This is a genomic window from [Clostridium] clostridioforme AGR2157 (assembly GCF_000424325.1).
GTDB lineage: Bacteria > Bacillota > Clostridia > Lachnospirales > Lachnospiraceae > Enterocloster > Enterocloster clostridioformis_A.
In genome coordinates this window covers 100328-123864 of sequence record NZ_AUJR01000008.1, presented here as the reverse complement: position 1 = coordinate 123864, position 23537 = coordinate 100328, and the positions used below count along the sequence as shown (strand labels likewise).

Here is a 23537-nt window from a genome sequence, read left to right as displayed (position 1 = left end):
TCTAAACCACCGTCTGTTTTCTATACCCTCCTTTGGCAGAATCATTAGTTTACATAACTTCGTTTCAGCAAGGACTTTCCTATAATACAAAAAAGATGGGACAGCAGCACACATATTCCTGTGCTGTGTCCCATCCTTATTATACTTCATCAATCAAATATCGTACCCTGCGGATTAATACATTCCGCCCATATCAGGTGCTGCCGGGCCTGCTGGAGCCGGCTCCTTGATGTTGGCAACAACAGTCTCTGTTGTCAGCAGTGTGGAAGCAACGCTGGTTGCGTTCTGAAGTGCGCTTCTTGTAACCTTTACAGGGTCCAGGATGCCAGCTTCAATCATATCCACATACTCTTCCTTGTAAGCGTCAAAGCCATTGCCTACAGAGGACTCTTTTACCTTATTTACAATAACCGAGCCTTCCAGTCCTGCGTTGGCTACGATGTGGAACAGAGGAGCTTCCAGAGCCTTTAAGATGATTCTTGCGCCGGTCTTCTCATCGCCTTCCAGTCCGTCAACAACACTCTTTACTTCCTCAGCTGCGTGTACATAAGCAGAACCGCCGCCTGCGATGATGCCTTCCTCAACAGCTGCTCTAGTAGCGTTCAGCGCATCTTCCATGCGAAGCTTAGCTTCCTTCATCTCTGTCTCGGTTGCAGCGCCAACACGGATAACGGCTACGCCGCCTGCCAGCTTAGCCAGACGCTCCTGCAGCTTCTCCCTGTCAAAGTCAGAGGTGGTCTCCTCAATCTGCTTGCGAATCTGGGATACCCTTGCTGAAATGGCATCCTTGTCGCCCATGCCGTCAACGATGATGGTGTTCTCTTTCTGAACCTTAACGGACTTTGCACGTCCTAACTGCTCCATGGTTGCATCCTTCAAATCCAGACCCAGTTCCTCGGAGATAACAGTGCCGCCTGTCAGGATAGCGATATCCTGCAGCATCTCTTTCCTTCTGTCGCCGTAGCCAGGAGCCTTCACAGCCACTACGTTGAATGTGCCTCTCAGCTTGTTTACAATCAGGGTGGTCAGTGCTTCGCCTTCCACATCCTCAGCAATGATGAGAAGTCTTGCGCCCATCTTAACTACCTGCTCCAGCAGAGGAAGCAGATCCTGGATGTTGGAAATCTTCTTATCAGTAATCAGCACGTATGGGTCGTCTAAGTTAGCTTCCATCTTATCCATATCCGTGCACATATAAGCGGACAGGTAACCTCTGTCGAACTGCATACCTTCAACCAGGTCAAGCTCTGTCTTCATTGTCTTGGATTCTTCAATGGTGATGACGCCGTCCTTGGAAACCTTCTCCATAGCGTCTGCTACCATGGTTCCTACTTCATCATCGGAAGCAGAGATGGCTGCTACCCTTGCAATCTGCTCCTTGCCGTTGATTGGCTTGCTCATCCTCTTGATAGCTTCCACAGCCGCGTCCGTAGCCTTCTTCATACCCTTTCTCAGGACGATTGGGTTTGCGCCTGCTGCCAGGTTCTTCATGCCTTCGTTTACCATGGCCTGAGCCAGAACAGTTGCTGTGGTGGTACCGTCTCCGGCCACATCGTTGGTCTTTGAAGCAACTTCCTTAATCAGCTGTGCGCCCATGTTCTCATATGGATCCTGCAGCTCGATTTCCTTTGCAATGGTAACACCGTCGTTTGTAATTAACGGAGCGCCAAAGGACTTATCCAGAACAACGTTGCGTCCCTTCGGTCCAAGGGTAACACGTACTGTATCTGCTAACTGGTTAACGCCTGCTTCCAGTGCCTTGCGGGCTTCTACACCATACTTAATCTGCTTTGCCATCTTTCATCAACCTCCAATATTCTATGTTCTACTGTTTTATTAATTATTCAACAACTGCCAGGATATCGTTCTGCTTTACGATAACGTACTTCTCATCCTCAATCTCTACCTCTGTTCCTGAGTACTTGGAGTAGATTACCTTGTCGCCTGCCTTAACCTGCATGGTTACTTCCTTGCCGTCAATAACTCCGCCTGGTCCAACCGCAATGACCTCTGCCTGCTGTGGCTTCTCCTTGGCTGCGCCTGGAAGGACGATGCCGGATTTCGTTGTCTCTTCTGCAACTAACTGCTTTAACACTACCTTGTCAAACAATGGTACTAACTTCATGATTGAATTCCTCCTTGCACGATATTCTGTTTTTTCCTTTTTGATTTTATTTCCTTACTGCTTTCTTTTGCTCACATGATATGTTATATCACCAGTTATTAGCACTGTCAATAGTTGAGTGCTAATTTCTTTTAATTTTATTGTTTTTTTACAATTAGCTGTTTCTTTTTTTTTCCATTCGTATTACAATAATAACAATAAGGCATAATATGACCCATAGGGGAGCTTTTATGCATCACCATTACAAGAAAGGGGTTTTTGGCATGGCAAAGAAAGGTTGGGGTAAATTCGTAGCATTTGCAGCAGTGACCGGTGCTGTGGCCGCCGGCGTTTCCTACGTACTTCAGTATAAGACATACCACAGGGAGCTGGAAAAGGATTTTCGGGAATTCGAGGATGGCGGCGAGGACAGAACCGATGAGGACGGCACGGAGCGCACCATTGATGCACGCAGCCTGGACCGCAATTATATCTCTCTTTCCTCCAGCAAGGACGAATTCAAGGTGGCTGCCAAAGATATGGCCCAGGCAACGAAGAATGTCCTTAAGGATGCCGGAAGCCTGTTATCGGACACTGCCCACGAGGCGGTTTCCGCTGCCGTGGACACGGCTCAGATTGCACTGCAGACCGTAAAGTCCAAGAAAGCGGATTTCATGGATGAGCACTCCAGGGATAAGGATGATGATTCTGATTTGTTCGAAGATGAGGGCTTCCTGGACGACGACTATGTGGACGAGGACGACCTCTATGATTACCGCCGCATGGACGGCAGTTCCTCCTATGATTCAGGAGTTCTTACGGAAGATGATTACCATGACAGCAGCGGGGAACCTGAGAAACCGGAAGCAGGCCACTCTACCGCCGTCATCGAGGAGGATACGCTGGAATAACACAGCGGTTTAAGACCATGTGAGATATCCAGAAAAACTCAGGGAACATGATGGTTCCGTGTTCCCTGAGCTTTTCTGTTTTTTACATTTTATTCTGTGTTTCATTCATCCTTTTATTCTTCTTTTATTCCTCCCAGGCCAGAAGGTTAATCCATACAGGCTGGCCAGCCAGCTTCTCGTCCATGATATAGGCGTGGCTGTCATCCTCCTCGGACATAAGCTGATACTCCCCACGCTCTTCTATATGAATCCAACGGTCATCCATCTGTACCATACCGTCCTTTACTTCCAGCTTCCAGGTGGATGTCTCTCCTTCCTGGTTCAGGGTGGTATAGGTTACCTTACCGTCCAGCCTGTCACCGGAAAATCTCCCGGTCTTGCACACATCCCTGGCTTCCCCCTCCGGGCTGTTCTCATAATAGCAGTATCCTGTATGGCCCTCGCCCTCCATCTTTCCATCCTTCCACAATCCCTGGGAGTAATCATACCTGGGTGCATCCAGTTCAACCACCTGAAGGGCCGTACAATCCCCTTCCGGCTTGCCGTCCTTAAAGGTGCCGTAATACAGGGTCTTAGGCATGGTGAGCACCAGCCCCTCACCCTCCATGGACTGGCTGAATGACTGGCCGTCATAGAGATACCGCACTCCATCCATGACCTCATAAAACAGCGTTAGAAGCTCCTCCTCACCGCTGTCCATGACCCGCGCGGCAGCCTCCAAATCCTGTGCCTCTAATGCCTCCATGATTTCGTCCAGAACCGCCTTCTGGGCTTCTGTCACATCCGGGAGTATCTCTGCTTCTTCCCCTCCCGTCCGGGCTGGGTCCTCCTCTGCGCCCTCTGCCGCCTGTGCAGCCCCTGCGGTACCTGGATAAGCATCAGCCTTCCCCACGAAATTTCCATTTTCACCCGCCGGACCTGCCTGGTCATACATCCGGCCATAGGCACTGCCCGCCTGGCCATGGCCCTGGTCATAGGCCCTGTCACGCTGTCCCCAGAAGGCGCTGATTCCCAGTACCACTGCAAAAGCAGCGGCAGCAGCCATATCTGTCCATGTATCGTTTCTGCCCTTCATGGCATACCATTCCTTTCCTGTTATTTTTCTATTATTTCATACATTATCCGTCAGACACACCATGCTTTATGCCTTAAAAATCCATGCAGCAGCTTAAAACGACCAGGCCTTTGCCAGCAGTTTAGTGCCTTTTTGGATTTCCTCCTCGCTGAGACTGGCATATCCCAGCATCACGGTTGAGCCAAACAGGTTTTCCTCCGGCTGTATAAAACATCCCGATATTCCGTAGACCTTCACTCCCAGGGCAGCCGCACGGGCCACCAGGCTTTCCTCTGCCTCCCCCTGCCGGTGGGTCAGCAGCACATGCAGCCCTGCATATTCCCCCCTGATTAAGAACCAGTCCTCCAGTTCCTTAAGCCCGGCCATCAGCGCATCATGTTTTCCCTTGTACAGCGCCCTCATCCGGTTTAAATGTCTCTCATAATATCCCTGGGTTATAAACTGATAGAGAATGTTCTGGTCAATCCTGGACACCGTGGAAAGATAGAAACCGGCCCTTTCCCGGTATGCCTCCAGCAAATGCTCCGGCAGCACCATGAAGCCCACACGGATAGCCGGGGCTATGGACTTGGAAAATGTTCCCATATAAATCACACGGCCGCCCCGGTCCATGCCCTGCAGCGCGGGAATGGGCTTTCCCTTGTATCGGAATTCACTGTCATAGTCGTCCTCAATCAGATACCGGTCTGCACCGCTGTAAGCCCAGGACAGCAGCTCCTGCCGCCGCTTCACAGGCATGACAATCCCTGTGGGATACTGATGGGAAGGCATCACATATGCCACATCCGCGCTGCTTTGGGCAAGGCGCTCCACATCCATTCCGTATCGGTCCATGTCCACGGGAATCACAGGGTATCCCTCCCCCTTAAGCACTCTGTAGGCCTGCTTGTATGTTGGGTTTTCCATGGCAATTTTCCTGCCGTTTCCCAAAATCTGGGACAGAAGCATCAGCAGATATTCGCTTCCTGCGCCAATGAGAATCTGCTCCGGCCTGCAGTCCACCCCTCTGGCAGAATGGAGGTAATCTCCTATGGCAGTCCTGAGAGCCCTCTCTCCCTGAGGGTCCCCTGCCGCAAACATCTCCTTATTATCATCCACCAGTGTATTCCTGCTGATTTTCCTCCACGTATTAAAGGGAAAACTGTCCAGATCAATTCCTCTGGGAGAAAAATCCACCTCGTAACGGTCCCTTCCGGTGTCTCCCGGCTCTACGAAAGAGCCTCCTCCCTTTTGCCGTACTTCCACCAGTTCCTCTATCTTACAGACAAAATAACCTCTGCATGGCAGTGCCTCGATATAACCTTCGGACAGCAGCTGGTCATAGGCCATCTGGGTGGTACTGCGGCTCAGCCTCAGGTTCCTGGCCAGTATGCGGGTGGAAGGCAGACGGCTTCCCGCCTCCAGCTTTCCCTGGCGGATTTCATTTTTTATGTACTGGTAAATCTGTTCATAGAGAGGACTGTCCGACTGGCTGTCAAAGGGTACTATCAGTTCCATCTTCGACCCCTTCCTGCCACAAACTGGCATTATCATTTATATTTTAAATAAACATTTTAATCATACCAGTCTGCCGAAGATATGTCAATATGTTTTCATATTTATTCAGTTAATTTGTGCTATTAATGAAAAATGCAAAGATTATTTCATGAAAATAAACTCTTTTTCTGATTTGTACATTGTAATCATCACGGTATGGAATTATAATAAAAGTAGGAAGAGAACCCAATAAAATCAGTTGAGAAAGGATGGATGGACATGAGCGCACAGACTCTGAATATGTTAAAGAAACTATCTCCCAAAAAAGAACATTCACTGGCTTTCCGCTGTTTCATAGGGGCTGCGGCCGTTGTGCTGCTGACCGTGTCTGTACACATCCTGGTATTTACAGCCATAGAGAGACACAGCACGGGAAGGGACCTTCCGGAATGGTACCAGCTCCTTGCAGCCCTGTCTGTGGATGCGCTTTATCCGCTGTTCATAGTGTCCCTGGTATCCATCATCAAGCGGGTATTCCGCATACCGGTACACCGTCTGGAGCGCAAGGTTTTCAAGTTCACCTATCTATGCCTTGGCCTTATCGCAGCCTCCAGAATCAGCATGTATGTGGGGCTCTATGTATTCTTCATGGCTTTGTTTGCAGCAGGCACGGCCATGTATGTCATCATCGGCATACGTTTTCTCTACGAGCTTTTCAAGTACCACTTCATATCCTGCCGGTATTATTAAAAGACATATTATAAGGTGTTTCATCACCGGATGAAGCATGAGCCGCAGTCATAACAAAGGCCGGGGACCTTTTCCATCAGGTTCCCCGGCATTTTCTTTATCTCATTGATGATTGTCCTGTTTTATCTGTTCCATTCCCTTATGATTCATCCCTATTTAGGAAGCTTGAATGAGCTCTTTAAGGATACAATCCGGTTAAACACCGGCTTCTCAGGTGTGCTGTCCTTGCAGTCCACGCAGAAGAAACCGTTGCGCACAAACTGATAGCTGTCATAGGCCTTTCCCTCTGCCAGGGCCGGCTCCACGTAGCACTCCTTTAACACAACCAGGGAATTTGGATTTAAGTTCAGGCTGCCGTCTTCATTCAGCTTGCCCTTCTCCTCGTCCACAATGTTCTCATAAAGGCGGCATTCCACCTGCCTTGCGGTGGGAACAGCCACCCAGTGGATGGTTCCCTTTACTTTGCGTCCCTCAAAACCGGAACCGCTCTTTGTCTCCGGGTCATAGGTGCCGTGAACCACGGTGATGTTGCCGTCAGCATCCTTCTCACATCCTGTACACTTCACGAAATATGCTCCCATCAGGCGTACCTCATTGCCAGGGAACATGCGGAAATACTTTTTCGGAGGCTCTTCCATGAAATCCTCCCGTTCAATATAAAGCTCCCGCCCAAATGGCACCTTCCTGTCTCCCAGCTCCGGATTCTCCAGATTGTTGGGAACATCCAGCATCTCCACCTGGCCTTCCGGATAATTGTCAATGACCAGCTTCACCGGATTCAGAATAGCCATCATACGGGGCTTCTTAAGCTTTAAGTCCTCGCGGATACAGTATTCCAGCATGGCGTAGTCCACGGAGCTGTTGGCCTTGGATACGCCAACCATCTCCACGAACATCTTGATGGCCTCCGGTGTATATCCCCTTCTTCTCAGAGCCGCGATGGACACCAGACGCGGGTCGTCCCAGCCGTCCACGATTTTATCCTCCACCAGCTTCTTGATATAGCGTTTGCCGGTTATCACATTGGTCAGATACAGCTTGGCGAACTCAATCTGGCGGGGCGGATTCTCAAACTCGCACTCCTTTACCACCCAGTCATAGAGAGGCCTGTGGTCCTCAAATTCCAGGGTGCAGATGGAATGGGTGATGTGTTCAATGGCATCCTCAATGGGATGGGCGAAATCATACATGGGATAGATGCACCACTTATCGCCTGTGTTATGGTGGGACATGCGGGCAACGCGGTATATAACCGGGTCCCTCATGTTGATATTAGGGGAAGCCATATCGATCTTGGCTCTCAGCACCTTCTCCCCGTCCTGGTACTTTCCCTCCTTCATATCCTCAAACAGGGCAAGATTCTCCTCCACGGAACGGTTCCTGTAAGGACTCTCCTTGCCGGGTGTAGTGAAATCCCCCCTGTACTCCCTGATTTGGTCAGCTGTCAGGTCACAGACAAACGCCTTTCCCTTCTTAATCAGGAACACGGCACACTCGTACATCTGGTCAAAATAATTGGACGCAAAGAAAAGCCTGTCCTCGAAATCAGCGCCCAGCCACTTCACATCATCCATGATGGACTCCACGAATTCAGTCTTTTCCTTTGTGGGGTTTGTATCGTCAAAACGCAGGTTGAACTTGCCGCCGTACTTCTGTGCCAGGCCGTAGTTCAGTAAGATGGACTTGGCATGTCCGATATGCAAATAACCGTTTGGCTCCGGCGGGAAACGGGTCTGGACATGGTTATAAACGCCCTCTGCCAGGTCCTTGTCAATCTCCTGTTCGATGAAATTCCTGGAGACCACCTCCTTTTCCTCAGTTTCCATTACGGTATCCTTGTCTGCCATAATTGTTCCTCCGTTACGTTGCTATTGTGATAAATATAATTATTAATCATAACACAATTCTTCTATCAGTGAAAGGGGAAAATACACTTTGCAGTGGAAATCCTGTCCCATGTCTGCTATACTATATTAGTGTGCTAAATTATGTACAATTATGAGGAGATTTACCAAACCATGGAAAAAGCAGCAAAATTCGCCCTGATAAAGACCCTCCCCATATTTCTGGGCTACATATTCTTAGGAATCGCCTTTGGACTCCTGTTACAGAAATCCGGTTTGGGTGTGTTCTGGGCCTTTCTCATCAGTACCCTGGTCTATGCGGGTTCCATGCAGTTTGCCCTGGTGGGCATCCTCACCGGCGGCTTAAGCTATGTGACCACGGCTGTCATGACCCTGTTTATCAACAGCCGCCATGCATTTTACGGGCTCACCTTCATCGGGCGTTTCAAGGAAATGAGAAAATCCTATCCTTACATGGTATTTTCCCTGACGGATGAAACTTATTCCCTGTTATGTTCCATGGCTCGTCCGTCCGACTTTACGGACAGGGAATGGAAGGCAGCCACTTTCTTTACCGCGTTTTTCGACCAGTGCTACTGGATAGCCGGGTCGGTGCTGGGCGCCCTTATGGGTGAGCTGATTACCTTTGACACCACAGGCATTGATTTTGCCATGACCGCCCTGTTCGTGGTAATATGTGCGGACCAGTGGAAGGCGGCAAAGACCCATATACCGGCTGTCACCGGTTTTATATGCGGCGCACTGTTTCTGGTGCTCATCCGCTCTTCCAACTTTATCCTGCCTGCCCTGGCAGCTGCCGCAGCCATGCTGCTGTTCCTGCGCAGGACTGTGGAACAGAAAATGGAGGAGGATTAAACCATGACCCAATCAAATTATGTACTAATTACCATACTTATTTGCGCTCTGTGCACCCAGGTTACCCGATGGCTTCCCTTCCTCCTCTTCGGCGGTAAAAAGGAAGTCCCCGGGCTGGTCCGCTACCTGGGGACCATCCTCCCGGCCGCCATCATGGCCGTGCTGGTGGTCTACTGCCTGAAGGGAATCACACCGCTGGCCTACCCCTATGGCCTGCCGGAGCTCATATCCGTTGCCGTGGTGGTGGGACTCCACCTCTGGAAGGGCAATACCCTTGCCAGCATCGCGCTGGGGACGGTATGCTACATGCTGCTGGTGCAGATGGTATTCTGATGATGCTCTGACCATGTTCTGTCCGTACCCTGCCAATGTTCTGGGCGTACCCTGCCGGCGGCCTCCGGCAGTCTGAATATACTTCGCAAAATCATGCATCCGTCCCTTCCGACTCCCTGTCGCAAACGCCGCTCCCTTCATTCAGCACAGGCATGATAATTCCATCCTTCACCAGGCCGATAAATACCGGCACCAGCTCCGGATCAAACTGTGTTCCCGCGCCCCGTTCCAGCTCATTGACCGCGAATTCCACTGACATGCTGGGCTTATAGCTGCGCTTGGATACCATAGCGTCAAAGGAATCTGCAATGCAAAGGATTCTGGCTGCCAGAGGAATATCCTTTCCTGCGATGCGCCTGGGGTATCCCCTTCCGTCATACCGCTCATGGTGTCCCAGGACAGCGGGGATAACGTAATCCATGGATGGAAGGTGGCGTATGATTTCCACGGATGCCTCCACGTGGCGTTTCATGGTGCTGTACTCCTCGTCCGTCAATTTTACGGTTTTGTTCAGGATGTTTTCCGGTATCCCGATTTTCCCGATATCGTGAAGCAGGGCTGACTCCTTAAGAATCTCCTGGTATTCCTCGCTGGTTTTCAGGGCCTGCCCCATGGCATGAGCATAATAGGCCACATTCTTGGAATGCTGGAATGTATAGTGGTCTTTTGCGTCGATGGCAGCTGTCAGGGCGTAGATGGTGGGAGCATACTCGGAATACATGCTTCGGTGCTTCTTTGCCAGTCCCTCATCCGTATCCCTCACTCCGATGATACCGTCTGAGTATACCCGGATTCCGTTCTTTCCGGAACGCTTCACATGGTATACCGCACAGTCTGCATTGGATATGAGCTCATTCGTGGACGCGGCCGCGTACGGAGCCGCACAGATTCCGCAGCTGACAGTCAGCGGCTTTAAGTAAGTATCCGTACAATCCAGATTCATGTTCTGAATCTGCCGTGAAATGTTCTCAGCCAGATTCTGCGCTGAATAGATATCATAATCAGGCAGAATGACGGCAAATTCCTTGCCGCTGTAACGTCCGCAGTAACCGTTATCCCCCACGGTTCCCTGTATGATACGCGCAATATACACCAGTGCCTTATCTCCCTCATGATTGCCGTAAAGCTGGTTGTACAGCTTAAAATCATCCACGTTGAAGATGACAAGGGCCAGGGAGGTGCGCTTACATTTTTCGTAATTTTCCTCCAGTGTCTCGCAGAAATATTTCCGGTTCAATAGTCCGGTAAGCTCATCTGTCCTGGCTTCCGCATATGCCTTTTCGTAGAGCCTGGAATTCTTTACCGCAATGGAGCTTACGGATTCAATGGAGTTAAGGAATATGATGTCCTCCTCGGAATACCCCCCGGCACGCATCTTTCCCCGCTTCTCCTTGCCCCCCATAAGCACCAGTCCGGCCATGTCGTCCCCGTCCTTAAGAGGCAGGATACACTCAATCTTAAGGACCTCCATCTGGTATTTTTCTTCCTCCCACATGGACTTGTATTCCACGGTCCTGCGGAAATCCTTAAGCAGCAGACAGGAGTCATGGCTTTTAAGCCAGTTGATGAGCGGCGCACTGCCTGCCAGAGAAAAATTCTTGTCATCCAGGGGACTGCTGCTGAACACAGCCGGATAATTCCCCTGTGAATCCTTGATACAAATATAAATCTTCCTTGTGTGCAGGGTGCTTCCTATGACGTTCACCAGAGCATTGAGGATTTCAGTCAGTCTGAGGGATTGGGACACAATGGCCGTATATTCGCTGAGCCGTTCTGTCTGGCTCACCTCTTCCTTAATGAAAATCCGGTCAAAAAATCCCTTGGCCACAATGTAAATCAGCAGGGTGACCATCATGGTCATAGTAGCCACAATCATGACGCTGAAAGACGCCAGCATTGGCACATCCCTGCGGATGATGCCGTCCAGGGTCTGGGCCACATTGTAAAAGGCCAGGGCGCTTACTGCCATGGCAATGATGTAGCAGTTCCCTCTGGACACCAGCATGGTCATACGGAACACGTGCCTGGAATAAAGCGTATAGAACATCACCCCTGCATTCAGCACCCCTGACAGGATATCAATGGGAAATTCATTGAACAGCGGCACAGCCATATTGCCTGCAAAAAGCAGAAATATGCCTGACAGCAGCGGAACCACTTTAGCCTTAAGGGCCCTGTTTTTCCGGCTGCTCCAAATGATGGCGGCCGTATGTATGATTACCAGGAAGCAGAGTCCGTACATAATGCTGGCACGCCAGTCCATATGATAGACAAACACGGCACTGGCCCCGTTCCACACGATGGCGGGCGGCTGGACCAGGTTTTCTGTCCATATGTTATAGAGATTCACCAGAAGGATGAGCACCAGCCACATTCTGTGGGAGCTTTTCGCCTTATGGCCGCAGAAATCCCTGATAAAGCAGAAAAACGCACATGGCACCAGACTGATTCCTGCCAGCGAAAGATGGAACCACAGCTCATAGGACGGCCAGGCCCGAAGCCTCATCAAAAGAGAGCCGCCGGTCCACAGAATCATGGCGCCCAACACAGCGATAAAATCACGAATCAGCCGTGATTTCTTAGCCGACATAAAAGCCAGCATAAGAAAGGTATAGAAATATAAAGCTGTTATGGATATAAAAACATAGCTTCTCATACAATCAGTATCTCCTAGTATCTCCTGTGCCCGTTAAAAGCCGTCTGCATCTTTATCATTTCCTGTATATCATGGATGGATGGGTTGATATGCCTCAGTGTCTTTCCGGTCTTTTCCCGATAGGAAGCAAAGGTGCCGCACCGCAGAATGGTTATCTCCAGCGGGTCCATACCCAGTATCCGTTTCAAATCATGGTAATCCTGGTCCACGTATTTAAAATAAATGGTCAGGTGTTCCTTCAGAAGTTCCCGGCTTACGGCCCTGTTCACCACGCAGCCAGGCGCCAGTTCCACGTACATATGGAGATAAGGTCTCCCCCTGTCCTCGGTAAACTCCTTCAGTGCTGCCCAGTCCGTCACATCGATTCCCGAAAGGCTGATAACATTCTTAATGGAATTTTCCGAAATCCTTGTAAAACCGGCAATATCAATAATATCCGGCACCCGGTCGATGTACTCAAACCTGGGAATCCGCGTCTCATCCTCCTTGCTGGTAAGTCCCAGACAGCGGTAGACATCCCCCACCCGATACCGGGCAAATGCCCCGCCTTTCAACACAGTAAGAACAATCTCATATACTTCTCCGGCTGCCACCTCATCCATACATATGGTCCCGGGAACATAGGAGGGATCATCCAGATTCTTGTACATTTCCGTTTCCGGTATGAATTCATAGAAGCATGCATCCGGGAAGAAGTACAGTCCGTTGCGGTTCCATGTCTCTGTCCCGATAAAACTGGGTTCTGTCCCTGCAAACACTTCCACGGGCCTGATGCCCCACAGTTCCTCCAAGTCATCTTTATAGCAGCGGTTATCTGTTCCAGCACACAAAAATCCCTTCAGTTTGAAAAGGTCCTTAGGCATCAGTCCCCGCCCCGCCTTCTCACACTGTTTCTTAGCCTTAAGGTACCGCAGTGTCATAGCGGGGGGCATGGTGAACATCTTTTTAAGGAAAGACCCGCCCTTCTTACCGCCCTCGGACAGGCTGGCAATGCTCATGCTCACATAATAAGCAACGCTGCCCATGCCGAAGAAGAAATCAATCCCCTTCCCCAGCCCCATCTTGAACCCCTTCTTATTCCGCTCGGAAAAGGTCATGTTCACGGCCTCGTCCACCGGAGGAAGGAACTCTATGTGGAGCTCGTCCGCCAATCCCAGTGGAATCAAACCCGTGATATAGGGCAAAGGCGCCAGGCCATACAAAAATGTATCGCCGATTTCGATGTCAAAGCTTCCCCTGCCCTTGCTGGCAGCCATCATCAGGCAGGTCAGGATATTATTCTTGTAGGTTTGCAGCATGCCGCTGGTGTAGGGCGCCACCTTTATGGGATGCTTGCCGCCCTCCCATGTGGTCTGTATCCATATGATCGGTTTATCAGGAAGCATGTCCTCCTTCTTCAAAAGAAGGACATCAGCATAATCTTCGTAGGTAGTCAAAGGTACCATGGCCCGGAACTCATCTATGTTCTCCGGCCTCTTATCCTTTAGAATCTTCTTTCCAAGAGGACTTGCGCACCAAAGTCCAATCTGCTCCTCCAAAAGCCTTCTCTGGATTTTCATATAAGACTCCATATCCAGGTCCAGAAATCCGCAGTATTCCTGCCATATCCTGTCATATTCCTGATTGGTCAGCTTTTCCTCAAATGTCATTCCGATTCACCGCCTTTCCCACAGTCTGGGTAGTAAAAATGGTACCTGTTCCTGGTAATCCCTGTAGTCAGAAAATTCCTCTGCAAATATAAGCCTGTCCTGATACCAGGCATACAGAAGGTTCAGAAAAGAAAGACAAAGACTGAGCATCACCCGGTTCAGATTCCCGGTGGACAGGCCCATACAGAAAAAGCAGCCAAAAAACCACCAGATACCTGGATGACGGCACCAGCCATACATACCTGAGCGGCAGACCTTGTGCCGGTCCGCCTCCTGACAATAAGTACTGTCAAAGGGCAATGCAAAATACAGCGTATAAATCAGCATTGCCAGAAAAAATGCGCCCGGAAGGAGCCAGACAGACTGTTCCTTAAACCCTGAGGAAACACAAGTATATACCATCCTTCCTCCTACTACAGCCAACAGCAGGTTGCCTGCCGCAAAAAACGGGACAAACCACTTCTTTTTCCAAAAAACCCGATTCCAGTCATATAGGAAAAACATCCCAAAGGCCCCTAACCCAAAGCCCCAATCCAACATCTGCATCCCCCCTGTCCGATATATAAAAGGGAGCCCGCTCTCTTCATGATTCCAGACTCCCAACCGTATCAAAAATAAATCCTCCCATCTGTTCTCAACCCTTGGGAAATTATGTAAAGTATTATGCAAATAGAAACTATTTGCCGAATAGAATAAATTCTATCATAAATATGCCGAAAAAGGAAGGGATTTGTCCGGATATTATTTATCTTTTCTTATAAATATCCTCATATGTATACGATATACACTAATGCGGAATAAAAAGAAAAAAGCCCGGTAAACACCAGGCTATCCACAAGCTGCTGACGGGAATCGGACCCGTGACCTCCGCACTACCAATGCGACGCTCTACCGACTGAGCCACAGCAGCTTATTCTGTTTTGGTACGCATTCGCGAACCTTGTATATATTATCATGACCACATGGTTTTGTCAACAATAATTTTCGAATTTTTTTAAACAATTCACCAACAATTCTTTCTTTCATTCTATCCCCCGCATCCAAACCGCTGCTCCCTCAAGCCTCCCTGGCAATCGTGAGCAGCGGTCTGTGCGCCAGCTTCCCAAAAACGGAATTCTAAAATCAACCCTCTTCCAAATATCAGAAAATCCCGTCATACCCTTCCCGCAGCGTATCACAGGAGCGCCCCAGCTTCTCCAGCTCCTCCGGTGTCAGGGACAGCGGCAAGACCCTCTGTACTCCGTTCTGGTTTATGATACAGGGAACGCCGGCAAATACATCCATCTGGCCGTACTCTCCCCGCAGCATGGCGGATACGGTAAGCACACTGTGCTCATCCCCCAGAATGGCCTTGGTTATTCTGGTAAGGGCCATGCCAATGCCATAATAGGTGGCATTCTTGGCCTCTATGATTTTATAGGCGGCAGTGCGAACCTCCTCCTCGATTTCATCAAACCGTTGCCGGCACACCGCTTCCTCGTTTTCCCCGCACAGTTCCAGTATGGGCTTGGTGGCCAGCAGCGCCTGGCTCCACGGTACGAACTCGCTGTCCCCATGCTCTCCCATGACATAGGCATGGACATTTCTCGGGTCTGCCTTCAGATAATCGCCTAACAGGTATCTGAGTCTGGCTGTGTCCAGGGCTGTTCCCGTTCCCAGCACCCGTCTTGGATTAAAGCCCGACAGGGTACAGGTTATCCTGGTCATGATGTCAACCGGGTTGGTTGCCACCAGAAACAGGCCATTGAAGCCCGATGAGGTAACAGGCTCAATGATGGAACGGAACACCTCTGCATTCCTTTTCAAAAGGTCCAGGCGGGTTTCCCCCTGCTTCTGGGCCACTCCGGCGCAGATGACCACGATATCCGCATCCCTGCAGTCATCGTACTCTCCTGCATATATTGTCATGCTGGAATTGGCAAATGCCAGGCCATGGTTTAAATCCATTGCCTCCCCCTCGGCCCTCTTCTTGTTCACATCAATGAGCACCAGCTCATCGCACACCGACTGATTCAAAAGACAGTAGGCATAGCTCATGCCCACCATTCCAGTTCCTACGATTACCACTTTCCTCTTATCTGCTCTCACGTACTGCTCCTTTCCCACCGTCCCGGTCTGCTGTTCATATCCTTAGTATATCTGGAAAACCTGCATCTTATTCCGGCAGGATGTCCAGCTGGTTTTCCAGGACCTCTGCAAGTTCTCCGGTTACCTGGCCAGTTTCTTCTCCATGAGCTCGCTGTTGCTGCTGTAAGCCAAAGCATTTTCACGGGAAATCACTCCGTCACGGTATAGTTTAATAAGGCTGTTATCCATGGATATCATGCCTTCCTCCTGGGAGGTGGCAATGATTCCGTCTATCTGATGAATCTTGGATTCACGTATCATATTGCGGATTGCATTGTTTAAAAACATGATTTCAAAGGCTGGCTGCACACCGCCGTCCACAGTGGGTATGAGCTGCTGGGATATGACCGCATCCAGCACCATGGCCAGCTGGGTTCTTATCTGCTGCTGCTGATTTGACGGAAATGCATCAATGACACGGTCAATGGTATTGGCTGCTCCCACGGTATGAAGGGTGGAGAGAATCAGATGGCCTGTCTCAGCTGCTGTCATGGCTATGCTGATGGTCTCATAATCTCTCATTTCTCCTAACAGGATGACATCCGGCGCCTGGCGCAGGGATGCTCTCAGGCCCGTGACGTAGCTGTCCGTATCCGTAACAATCTCTCTCTGGGTCACCACGCTCTTTTTATGCCTGTGCAGGTATTCGATGGGGTCCTCCAGTGTGATGACATGGGCATTTCTGGTGCTGTTGATTTCATCGATAATACAGGCCAGGGTTGTGCTTTTGCCGCTGCCTGCCGGTCCGGTCACCAGGACCATTCCCTTGGTAAGCCTGGAGACGCCGATGATGCTGTCCGGCAGATGGAGCTGTCCGGCATCCGGCAGTTCAAAACGCACCACGCGGATGATTCCTGCCAAAGATCCCCTCTGGCGGAACACGCTGGCCCTGAAACGCGATACTCCCGGGATGGCAAAGGAAAAATCATCATCTCCGTGGGACTGGACCTTATCCATGCCCCGGTTCTTTGCCAGGCCGTATATCTCGGTAATCATCTTGTCCATCTCGTCGGGCATGATTCGGTTGTCACCCTGACAGATAATCCGGCCGCCAATCTTATAGGAGAAGGGCATGCCTGGAATAAGAAATATGTCAGCCGCATTCTTCTCCACGGCCGATGTAAGCAATTCCATCACATTCATCTGTTTTGCTCCTTTTGCCTCTGTTTTATTCCTGGGATGGGGCTGCTTTGCCCCACACAGGCATTGAATTATCTATTTCATACTCATCACTGGCATATACATACCATGATTTTATGTCGTAATGCTTTTCCCCGCACATAAGGACCAGCTCAATGTGCAGGGACTGTCCCCTGTCCATGGGGATGTCCGTGGAAATAAGGCCGGTCTCCCTGTCATAGAGGTCTCCCAGCCTGTCCTTGATGTCCAGGCTGCACTGGGTGGAATCCTTTCCCTCACCCATCTCCTCTGTCAGAACCTGGTCCACTTCCTTAAGCCACTGCTGCCCGCTGCTGTCTGCCTCGTAATATGCCCGGACCGCGTCCCCGTTGCGTTTGGCAAGCTTTAAATCACCCTGGGCGCTGCTTAAGGACAGCAGTCCGAAGGTAGCCATGCACAGAACGATGAAAATAAGAATCAGGGACGACGCCCCTATATTCACTTTATTCCTGGATGCCTCTCCTGCCATCTGTCTTACCTTTCCCGTGTTTCATTTTCCTGAACCCTGTCATGTACTTACGGCTGCGCATATGTCTCTGTCTGCAAGCGGTAAAGCAGCTTTCCCTTATCAGCGCCTCTTCCATAGCGCATTATAAGTATGTCCGCCCGCTTCATGCCGTCCGCTGTTCCTGTGTATATGACGCCCAAAAAAGGCGGTTCACTGCCGGCTTCTATTTCCTCCCAGCTGCTGTTCCAGTACATGGTATGTATGCCGTAGTAGCCTTCGCTTTTGACCAGCTCCTGGTTCCATTCAGCCTGCTCCTGGTTTCCACTGTCGGCAGCTGCCAGGTGTTCCCGGATATTCCGGTCCGGCAGCATCTCTGACCACATAAGGGTCTGGCCTGCCTTAAGCTCCTCTGCCAGGCTTTGCGCCCTCAGCACCGCCTGGTTTATGTCCCGGGCATCCCGGCTTATGTTGTCAGCCTTCACGAACACCAGAACACAGATACTGGCGCAGATGATGAAGAAACCCACCACAACCAGCATTTCCATTAAAAATGGCCCTGAACCTGACCCGCTTTTCCTATTCATCCGTCTCAAGTCCTCCGCTCCGCAGGGAAAGTTCCAGGCTTCCGCCGCCCTCTCCCACAGTCTCTATATGCAGCAGCCTGCCGTCCCTCAAAAGCTTCAGGCCCTGGCATTCCAGAATCTCCAGACCGTCCCCAAGCCCCAGGCCGCTGGATGTGTCTGTAAACAGTTCCCTGATGCTTCCGTTGTCCCAGTAAATCCATGTGACGTATTCTGAATCCCCAATCTCCTGTTTCATCTCCAGCACCTGGGTTCCATCCACATCCACCACATTTACCATCCCGGCCCGGTCACCCTGGCGCACCTTGTTGGCAATGTAGCTCAGCGCTGTGTTGCCTGTATAATTGGCGTCGCTGCGCACAATGATATTTTCATATACCCGGCTGCCAATCAGCACTGTGAAAAGGGCACACAGCACAAATACCAGAAATAACAGCATGGTAAAAAGCACGCTAACGGCATTTCCCTTCTTGTCTGTCTTCCGATTCATACTGTATGCCCCCTACTCTTCTATGGGTATGATGGTGATTTCAGGCATCACGTTGGATGCAAAACCATCGTAAAACACATTATATTTCTTCCTGTTAATCTGGACCGCGTAATTCTCCTCCAGATATTCCACGCTGGGTGGATAACGGCCCTCAATGGCATAGCACTGGACCGAAGCCCTTGCCACTGCCTTCCTGAGAGTCTCCTCCTCCCTTGTGCCTGTCCTGCCTGAAAAATTCAGCACAGCCACCGCAAATACAACCACCAGGGCCGCCATTGCCGCCAGCGACAGTATGTATCCCAGCGCCTGATTCTTCTCTTTTTTCTGAGACTTAACCTTCATTTACTGCCTCCTAACTGTTATCCTATAGCGGACAATACGCCCACCAGAGGAAGCATGACGGACAAAAGGACCAGTCCCACGGATATGGCCAGGACCGCCACAATGGTCGGTTCAAATCTGGCAATCATATCATTGATGGCAGTATCAGCCATTTCCTCGTAATCCTGGGATATCTCATCCATGACGCTGTCCAGATGGCCGCTTCTGGTTCCCACCTTAATCATTTGGATATAAAAACCGGAAAACAGGCCGGTATCCTTCATGGCCTGGTAATAGCTCTCACCCATCTGAAGCTGCTCCGAGCATTTCCCGATGCGGACTGCCACACTTTCGTTCTCAACCAGCTCCTTTGCCAGGTCCATGCCCTTTTCCAGCTCCATACCGCTCTTTAAGGTCAGGGCCAGCACCGCGGCAAAGCGCCGGTTGGCCACTGCCAGGGCAATCTTGCTGCGGCCCTTCACGAAATTCACAGAACGCTCCACCAGGGCAAAGCGTTTGCCCGATTTGGAGACTGTCCAGATTCCGCATAACACCAGGACCAGTACAGCCCCCGCAATAAGGGCTCCGCCGCTTAACCAGCCTCCCAGCCTCATGGCCGAAGCTGCCACAGGAGGCATCTGCGCCCCCAGCTGCTCATATACCTTGTTAAACACAGGCATGACCTTGGAAAACAGCACAAAGAGGACCACCAAAAGCATTACTACCATCATCACAGGATATGTGACCGCATTCTTTATGGCCCGCAAGAGCCGGTATTCCTTCTCATAATAATCGGACAGCGACTTCATCATCTGGTCCATGGTTCCTGTCTGCTGGCCCAGCTTGGCCATACGCACCACATAAGCCGGGAATACTCCCGTATCCTCCATAACCTTGAAAAAGGGGTCTCCCAGTTCCACACCCTCTGCCATGTACAAAAGCATATCCTTCTCGCTCTGCGCAGCCGCATCCTCAGCCATAATGGCCAGCCCTTCCTCCAACGGAACAGCTGCTTCCAACAGCAGGGATATCTGCAGACAGAAGGCCGACAGCTCCTCATAGGAATACCTGTAATAAGCCTCTCCCTTTTTCGCCATCTCTTTTGCCTCCCCTTAATAGCTGTATTTTGCCCTGTAGTTAGAGCCGTTTCCAATGTACTCCATGATTTCCTGGCTCTGGCCGCTGGAGGACGCAAACGTGGGGTCCATCAGCTTCCAGCTGTTGCCGTCAAAATAGATGATATTATCAACCCATCCCTGGCCTTCCAGATATACATTTATCCACGCGTGATACAGATTCCCCGTATACCCCACTACCAGCTTGGTCGGAATGTCCTGGGACCTGAGCATGGCTGTCATAAGGGCCGCATAGTCAAAGCAGATGCCCTTTTTCTGCGCCAGAACCACATCCACATTGGGCAGATAGCCGGACTGGACCGAACTTGCCTTGGCAGTATCATAGGTGACGTTGTTGATTACATAGTTATATACGTTTGACACCACTCCCAGCTGGTCCGTTGCGCTGGCAGCCACTGATGCGCCCGTCTGCACCGCTGCGCTGGCCGCATTAAAATTCACATACTGGTTGGGGTACAGGAATGGTCCGAACTGGTTAGTTATGCTGGCATTTACATTCTGGCTGAATGCCTGGGAATACTGGTTTCCCTGGATATTTTCAAACACCTTCACCGAATAGCTGCCGCTGCCCTCGGACAGAGGGAATACCTCGTATACGCCGCTGCTGCTTAAATCATATGTATATGTCTCGGAACCGCTTTTTGTAATCTGCACCTTAATCTTGCCGACGCTTCCCGTATACTTTACCATGATATAGCCCTCTGACACATTGGATGCATCCAGGGTGGCCTTCTCGTTGCTGTATGTAGTGACTCCGGAAGCAATGGGAGTCAGTACATGACTTCCGGCAGGCTTTGTGTAAGCCAGGGCCGTCACCGGCGCCTGGATGCTGCTGACGGCAAAAAAAGCCGCTGCCGCTGCTGCCGCAAGCTTAACAACAGGTTTATATGCTGCCTTCATAACATTATCACTCCTTTATCTCTAAAAGGACTATACCTCCAGGCGCTGCCTTACAATCTCATAGGCCAGCACTCCTGCCGCAACCGATGCATTCAGGGAGTCAATATTCCCCTTCATGGGAATGGAAGCAACCATATCACAGTGCCCGCGCACAAGCTTGCCGACTCCTTCCCCTTCATTTCCCACCACAAGTCCGATGGAACCTTTCAGGTTCATCTTATACATGAGTTCCCCGCCCATGTCGGCACAGACAAACCACATGCCCTTTTTCTTCAAATCTTCCATGGTAGCCGTCAGATTTGTAACCTTCGCCACCGGCGTATAGTTTAAGGCTCCTGCCGATGTCTTTGCCACGGTGGCGGTCAGTCCCACGGCGCGGCGTTTGGGAATAATGACACCATGGGCCCCTGCCAGGTTGGCCGTACGGATGATGGCTCCCAGGTTGTGGGGGTCCTCTATGCCGTCCAGCAGTATGAGGAAGGGCGGCTCCCCCTTTTCCTCCGCTGCTTTCAGCATGTCTTCCACCTCGGCGTACTCATAAGCTGCCGCATAGGCAATAACGCCCTGATGCTTTCCTGTCTCTGATATCTGATCCAGCCTCTCCTTTGGCACGTAGTTAATGATAGTATCATATTTCCTGGCTTCTCTCAGGATGGTGCGCACCGGACCGTCCTGACAGCCGTCCAGGACGAACAGCTTGTCGATTGTCTTGCCTGACCGGAATGCTTCCAGCACGGCATTGCGCCCCTCTATGGTCAGTTCTTCGTATCTCATGTCTTATCTCCTTCCGGGTCCGGCATCCTGCCCAGCTTCTCAAGCCCCTGGCTTATCAGATATACCAGCCTGTTGTATTCCTGCCTCAGGAACAGCCATCCCACCAGGGCTTCCATCCCTGTGGCCATGCGGTAATCAATGACAGACGCGTTCTTGGCCGATGTGGCTGATTTTGCATTGCGCCCCCGCTTGAATACAGCGTGTTCCTCCTGGGTAAGCATGTCCTCGATGGCCTTTATGAGCTCTGCCTGCGTCCCGGCCTTTACAAGCTCCGAGCTCTGCTTATGCATTTTATTTACCTGCATGCTGCCCCGGTTTATCACCTTGGTTCGTATGATGACCTCATACACCGAATCTCCAATATAGGCCAGAACCAGCGGGGAGTAAGAATTCTCATCCACTGGTTCAAGCCTCATGCACTGTCTATAATATGTGAGAAATTCCTGAATGGTTACACTCTCTTCCACTTGACGCCCTCTCTGGTATCCTCTAATACAATTCCCATATCCAGAAGCTTTCCGCGGATTTCATCCGCCAGCGCAAAGTTCTTCTCTTTCCTGGCCTGCTGTCTGGCTGCAATCATCTCTTCAATCTCGCTGTCCAGCACTTCTTCCTTCTTCTCCGTGATGATGCCCAGTACATCGCACAGCTTTTCTATCATTGTCTTCATATAAGAAACGAATTCCCTGGTACTGGATTCATCTGCCGTTGTGTTGGCCAGCTTCACCAGTTCAAATATGGCGGAAATAGCGTCCGCGGTGTTGAAGTCATCATCCATGGCCTCCTCGTATTTGCTCCGCAGCTTATCTGCCTCTTCCATATTCCCCTGCTCAACGGCAGTCTTGGAACTGTCTGAGGCCTTTGCCTCCAGGTCCCTTAACTTTTCCACACAGGTCAGTATACGCTCCAGACCGTTCTTGGAAGCCTCCATCAGGTCGGCGCTGAAGTTAAGGGGACTGCGGTAATGGGCGCTGAGCATAAAGAAACGCAGTACCTGCAAGTCGTATTTTTCACTGATTTCCCTTACTGTGAAGAAATTTCCCAGGGATTTGGACATTTTCTTATTGTCAATATTCAGGAATGCGTTGTGCATCCAGTATGTGGCAAAGGTCTTGTCATTGGCGCACTCGCTCTGGGCAATCTCGTTCTCGTGATGAGGGAATATCAAATCCTCGCCGCCGGCATGAATATCAATCTGCTCGCCCAGATAGCGTTTGGACATGACGGAGCACTCAATATGCCAGCCCGGACGTCCGTCGCACCACGGTGACTCCCAGAAAGGCTCCCCTTCCTTCTTAGGCTTCCAGAGCACGAAATCATTGGGATCTTCCTTGCCCTCCTCGCCGGTGACCTTGATTTCACGGAACCCGGACTGAAGCTCATCCAGGTTCTTATGGGACAGCTTTCCGTATTCCTTAAAGGAACCGGTCCTGAAGTACACGGTCCCGTCCCCGGCCACATAGGCGTGGTTCTTGTCGATAAGGGTCTGTATCATCTCCAGCATGCCGCAGATTTCCTGGGTTGCCTGAGGATGGATGGTAGCAGGCTTTACATTCATGGCTGCCATGTCCTTTTTGCACTCTTCAATGTACCGGCGTGACACTGTATCAGCGTCCACACCTTCCTCGATTGCCTTTTTGATGATTTTGTCATCCACATCCGTGAAATTGGACACATAGCGCACGTCGTATCCCTTATACTCAAAATACCTGCGTACCGTGTCAAATACAATCATGGGCCTGGCGTTTCCTATATGAATAAAATTATACACCGTAGGGCCGCAGACGTACATCTTGACCTCTCCCGGGGTCAGCGGAACGAATTCCTCTTTTTTTCTGCTCAGTGTGTTAAATATCTTCATACTCTTATTCTCCTCAAATGAATCTCTTGCGGCATGTCCGGAACAT

At 50.6% G+C, this 23537-nt stretch carries 23 protein-coding genes and 1 tRNA gene; 4 read left to right on the top strand and 20 right to left on the bottom strand.

What is annotated here, in order from left to right:
- Nucleotides 1–174 precede the first annotated feature (174 nt).
- Together groL and G614_RS0105235 are read right to left on the bottom strand one after the other, a co-directional pair.
- Nucleotides 175–1797, bottom strand: coding sequence for a chaperonin GroEL (gene groL / locus G614_RS0105240; RefSeq protein WP_027641109.1), 1623 nt, complete (start codon nucleotides 1795–1797; stop codon nucleotides 175–177).
- A gap of 43 nt (nucleotides 1798–1840) precedes the next feature.
- The gene (locus G614_RS0105235; RefSeq protein ID WP_002565271.1) at nucleotides 1841–2125 is read right to left on the bottom strand and encodes a co-chaperone GroES; all 285 of its coding nucleotides are present in this window, start codon (nucleotides 2123–2125) and stop codon (nucleotides 1841–1843) included.
- Nucleotides 2126–2355: 230 nt separating this feature from the next.
- Between G614_RS0105235 and G614_RS0105230 the strand changes: the two genes are divergently transcribed.
- The gene (locus G614_RS0105230; RefSeq protein ID WP_027641108.1) at nucleotides 2356–3015 is read left to right on the top strand and encodes a hypothetical protein; all 660 of its coding nucleotides are present in this window, start codon (nucleotides 2356–2358) and stop codon (nucleotides 3013–3015) included.
- Between the two features lie 124 nt (nucleotides 3016–3139).
- Here the strand turns inward: G614_RS0105230 and G614_RS0105225 are convergent, their stop codons facing one another.
- Both G614_RS0105225 and G614_RS0105220 read right to left on the bottom strand, forming a co-directional pair.
- The gene (locus G614_RS0105225; protein WP_027641107.1) at nucleotides 3140–4090 is read right to left on the bottom strand and encodes a hypothetical protein; all 951 of its coding nucleotides are present in this window, start codon (nucleotides 4088–4090) and stop codon (nucleotides 3140–3142) included.
- Between the two features lie 93 nt (nucleotides 4091–4183).
- A complete protein-coding gene (locus tag G614_RS0105220) occupies nucleotides 4184–5587 on the bottom strand; it encodes a PLP-dependent aminotransferase family protein (RefSeq protein ID WP_027641106.1) in 1404 nt (467 codons plus the stop codon).
- A gap of 258 nt (nucleotides 5588–5845) precedes the next feature.
- On the opposite strand from G614_RS0105220, the gene G614_RS0105215 reads away from it, so the two are divergent.
- On the top strand, nucleotides 5846–6316 hold the full coding sequence (locus G614_RS0105215; RefSeq protein WP_027641105.1) for a hypothetical protein: 471 nt from the start codon (nucleotides 5846–5848) through the stop codon (nucleotides 6314–6316).
- Between the two features lie 152 nt (nucleotides 6317–6468).
- On the opposite strand, the gene G614_RS0105210 is transcribed toward G614_RS0105215, so the two are convergent.
- Entirely contained in the window at nucleotides 6469–8163 is a 1695-nt protein-coding gene (locus tag G614_RS0105210; RefSeq protein WP_027641104.1) for a glutamine--tRNA ligase/YqeY domain fusion protein, read from the bottom strand.
- A 171-nt stretch (nucleotides 8164–8334) separates the two neighbouring features.
- On the opposite strand from G614_RS0105210, the gene G614_RS0105205 reads away from it, so the two are divergent.
- Nucleotides 8335–9036, top strand: coding sequence for an AzlC family ABC transporter permease (locus tag G614_RS0105205; RefSeq protein WP_027641103.1), 702 nt, complete (start codon nucleotides 8335–8337; stop codon nucleotides 9034–9036).
- Nucleotides 9037–9039: 3 nt separating this feature from the next.
- Nucleotides 9040–9369 (top strand): branched-chain amino acid transporter permease, encoded by a 330-nt coding sequence (locus G614_RS29720; RefSeq protein WP_027641102.1) that lies wholly within the window; start codon nucleotides 9040–9042, stop codon nucleotides 9367–9369.
- A gap of 91 nt (nucleotides 9370–9460) precedes the next feature.
- Here G614_RS29720 and G614_RS0105195 read toward each other — a convergent pair whose 3' ends face one another.
- The 15 genes from G614_RS0105195 to cysS form a co-directional block, all read right to left on the bottom strand.
- Nucleotides 9461–12025 (bottom strand): HD domain-containing phosphohydrolase, encoded by a 2565-nt coding sequence (locus G614_RS0105195; RefSeq protein WP_027641101.1) that lies wholly within the window; start codon nucleotides 12023–12025, stop codon nucleotides 9461–9463.
- A 14-nt stretch (nucleotides 12026–12039) separates the two neighbouring features.
- Nucleotides 12040–13674: a GH3 family domain-containing protein gene (locus G614_RS0105190; RefSeq protein WP_027641100.1), complete on the bottom strand. Its 1635-nt coding sequence runs from the start codon at nucleotides 13672–13674 to the stop codon at nucleotides 12040–12042.
- Between the two features lie 6 nt (nucleotides 13675–13680).
- Entirely contained in the window at nucleotides 13681–14214 is a 534-nt protein-coding gene (locus G614_RS0105185) for a methyltransferase family protein (RefSeq protein ID WP_027641099.1), read from the bottom strand.
- Between the two features lie 297 nt (nucleotides 14215–14511).
- Nucleotides 14512–14584 (bottom strand) — tRNA-Thr (locus tag G614_RS0105180).
- Between the two features lie 230 nt (nucleotides 14585–14814).
- On the bottom strand, nucleotides 14815–15762 hold the full coding sequence (locus G614_RS0105175) for an L-lactate dehydrogenase (protein WP_027641098.1): 948 nt from the start codon (nucleotides 15760–15762) through the stop codon (nucleotides 14815–14817).
- A gap of 120 nt (nucleotides 15763–15882) precedes the next feature.
- A complete protein-coding gene (locus G614_RS0105170; protein WP_027641097.1) occupies nucleotides 15883–16944 on the bottom strand; it encodes a type IV pilus twitching motility protein PilT in 1062 nt (353 codons plus the stop codon).
- Nucleotides 16945–16969: 25 nt separating this feature from the next.
- Nucleotides 16970–17449 (bottom strand): hypothetical protein, encoded by a 480-nt coding sequence (locus tag G614_RS0105165; protein ID WP_027641096.1) that lies wholly within the window; start codon nucleotides 17447–17449, stop codon nucleotides 16970–16972.
- Between the two features lie 47 nt (nucleotides 17450–17496).
- On the bottom strand, nucleotides 17497–18012 hold the full coding sequence (locus tag G614_RS0105160; RefSeq protein ID WP_027641095.1) for a hypothetical protein: 516 nt from the start codon (nucleotides 18010–18012) through the stop codon (nucleotides 17497–17499).
- Nucleotides 18005–18499, bottom strand: a complete 495-nt coding sequence (locus tag G614_RS0105155) for a DUF4860 domain-containing protein (protein WP_027641094.1) — start codon at nucleotides 18497–18499, stop codon at nucleotides 18005–18007. The genes G614_RS0105160 and G614_RS0105155 overlap by 8 nt, the downstream gene beginning before the upstream one ends.
- A gap of 12 nt (nucleotides 18500–18511) precedes the next feature.
- Nucleotides 18512–18841: a hypothetical protein gene (locus tag G614_RS0105150; RefSeq protein WP_027641093.1), complete on the bottom strand. Its 330-nt coding sequence runs from the start codon at nucleotides 18839–18841 to the stop codon at nucleotides 18512–18514.
- Nucleotides 18842–18858: 17 nt separating this feature from the next.
- Complete coding sequence (locus G614_RS0105145; RefSeq protein ID WP_027641092.1) at nucleotides 18859–19917, bottom strand: type II secretion system F family protein; 1059 nt, start codon at nucleotides 19915–19917, stop codon at nucleotides 18859–18861.
- A gap of 15 nt (nucleotides 19918–19932) precedes the next feature.
- A complete protein-coding gene (locus G614_RS0105140; protein ID WP_027641091.1) occupies nucleotides 19933–20856 on the bottom strand; it encodes a transglutaminase-like domain-containing protein in 924 nt (307 codons plus the stop codon).
- 30 nt (nucleotides 20857–20886) lie between these two features.
- Nucleotides 20887–21630, bottom strand: coding sequence for a 23S rRNA (guanosine(2251)-2'-O)-methyltransferase RlmB (rlmB, locus tag G614_RS0105135; RefSeq protein WP_027641090.1), 744 nt, complete (start codon nucleotides 21628–21630; stop codon nucleotides 20887–20889).
- Nucleotides 21627–22097 (bottom strand): Mini-ribonuclease 3, encoded by a 471-nt coding sequence (locus G614_RS0105130; RefSeq protein WP_002565294.1) that lies wholly within the window; start codon nucleotides 22095–22097, stop codon nucleotides 21627–21629. Before G614_RS0105130 ends, rlmB begins: the two co-directional genes overlap by 4 nt.
- Entirely contained in the window at nucleotides 22082–23491 is a 1410-nt protein-coding gene (cysS, locus tag G614_RS0105125; RefSeq protein ID WP_027641089.1) for a cysteine--tRNA ligase, read from the bottom strand. The genes G614_RS0105130 and cysS overlap by 16 nt, the downstream gene beginning before the upstream one ends.
- Nucleotides 23492–23537: the final 46 nt, after the last annotated feature.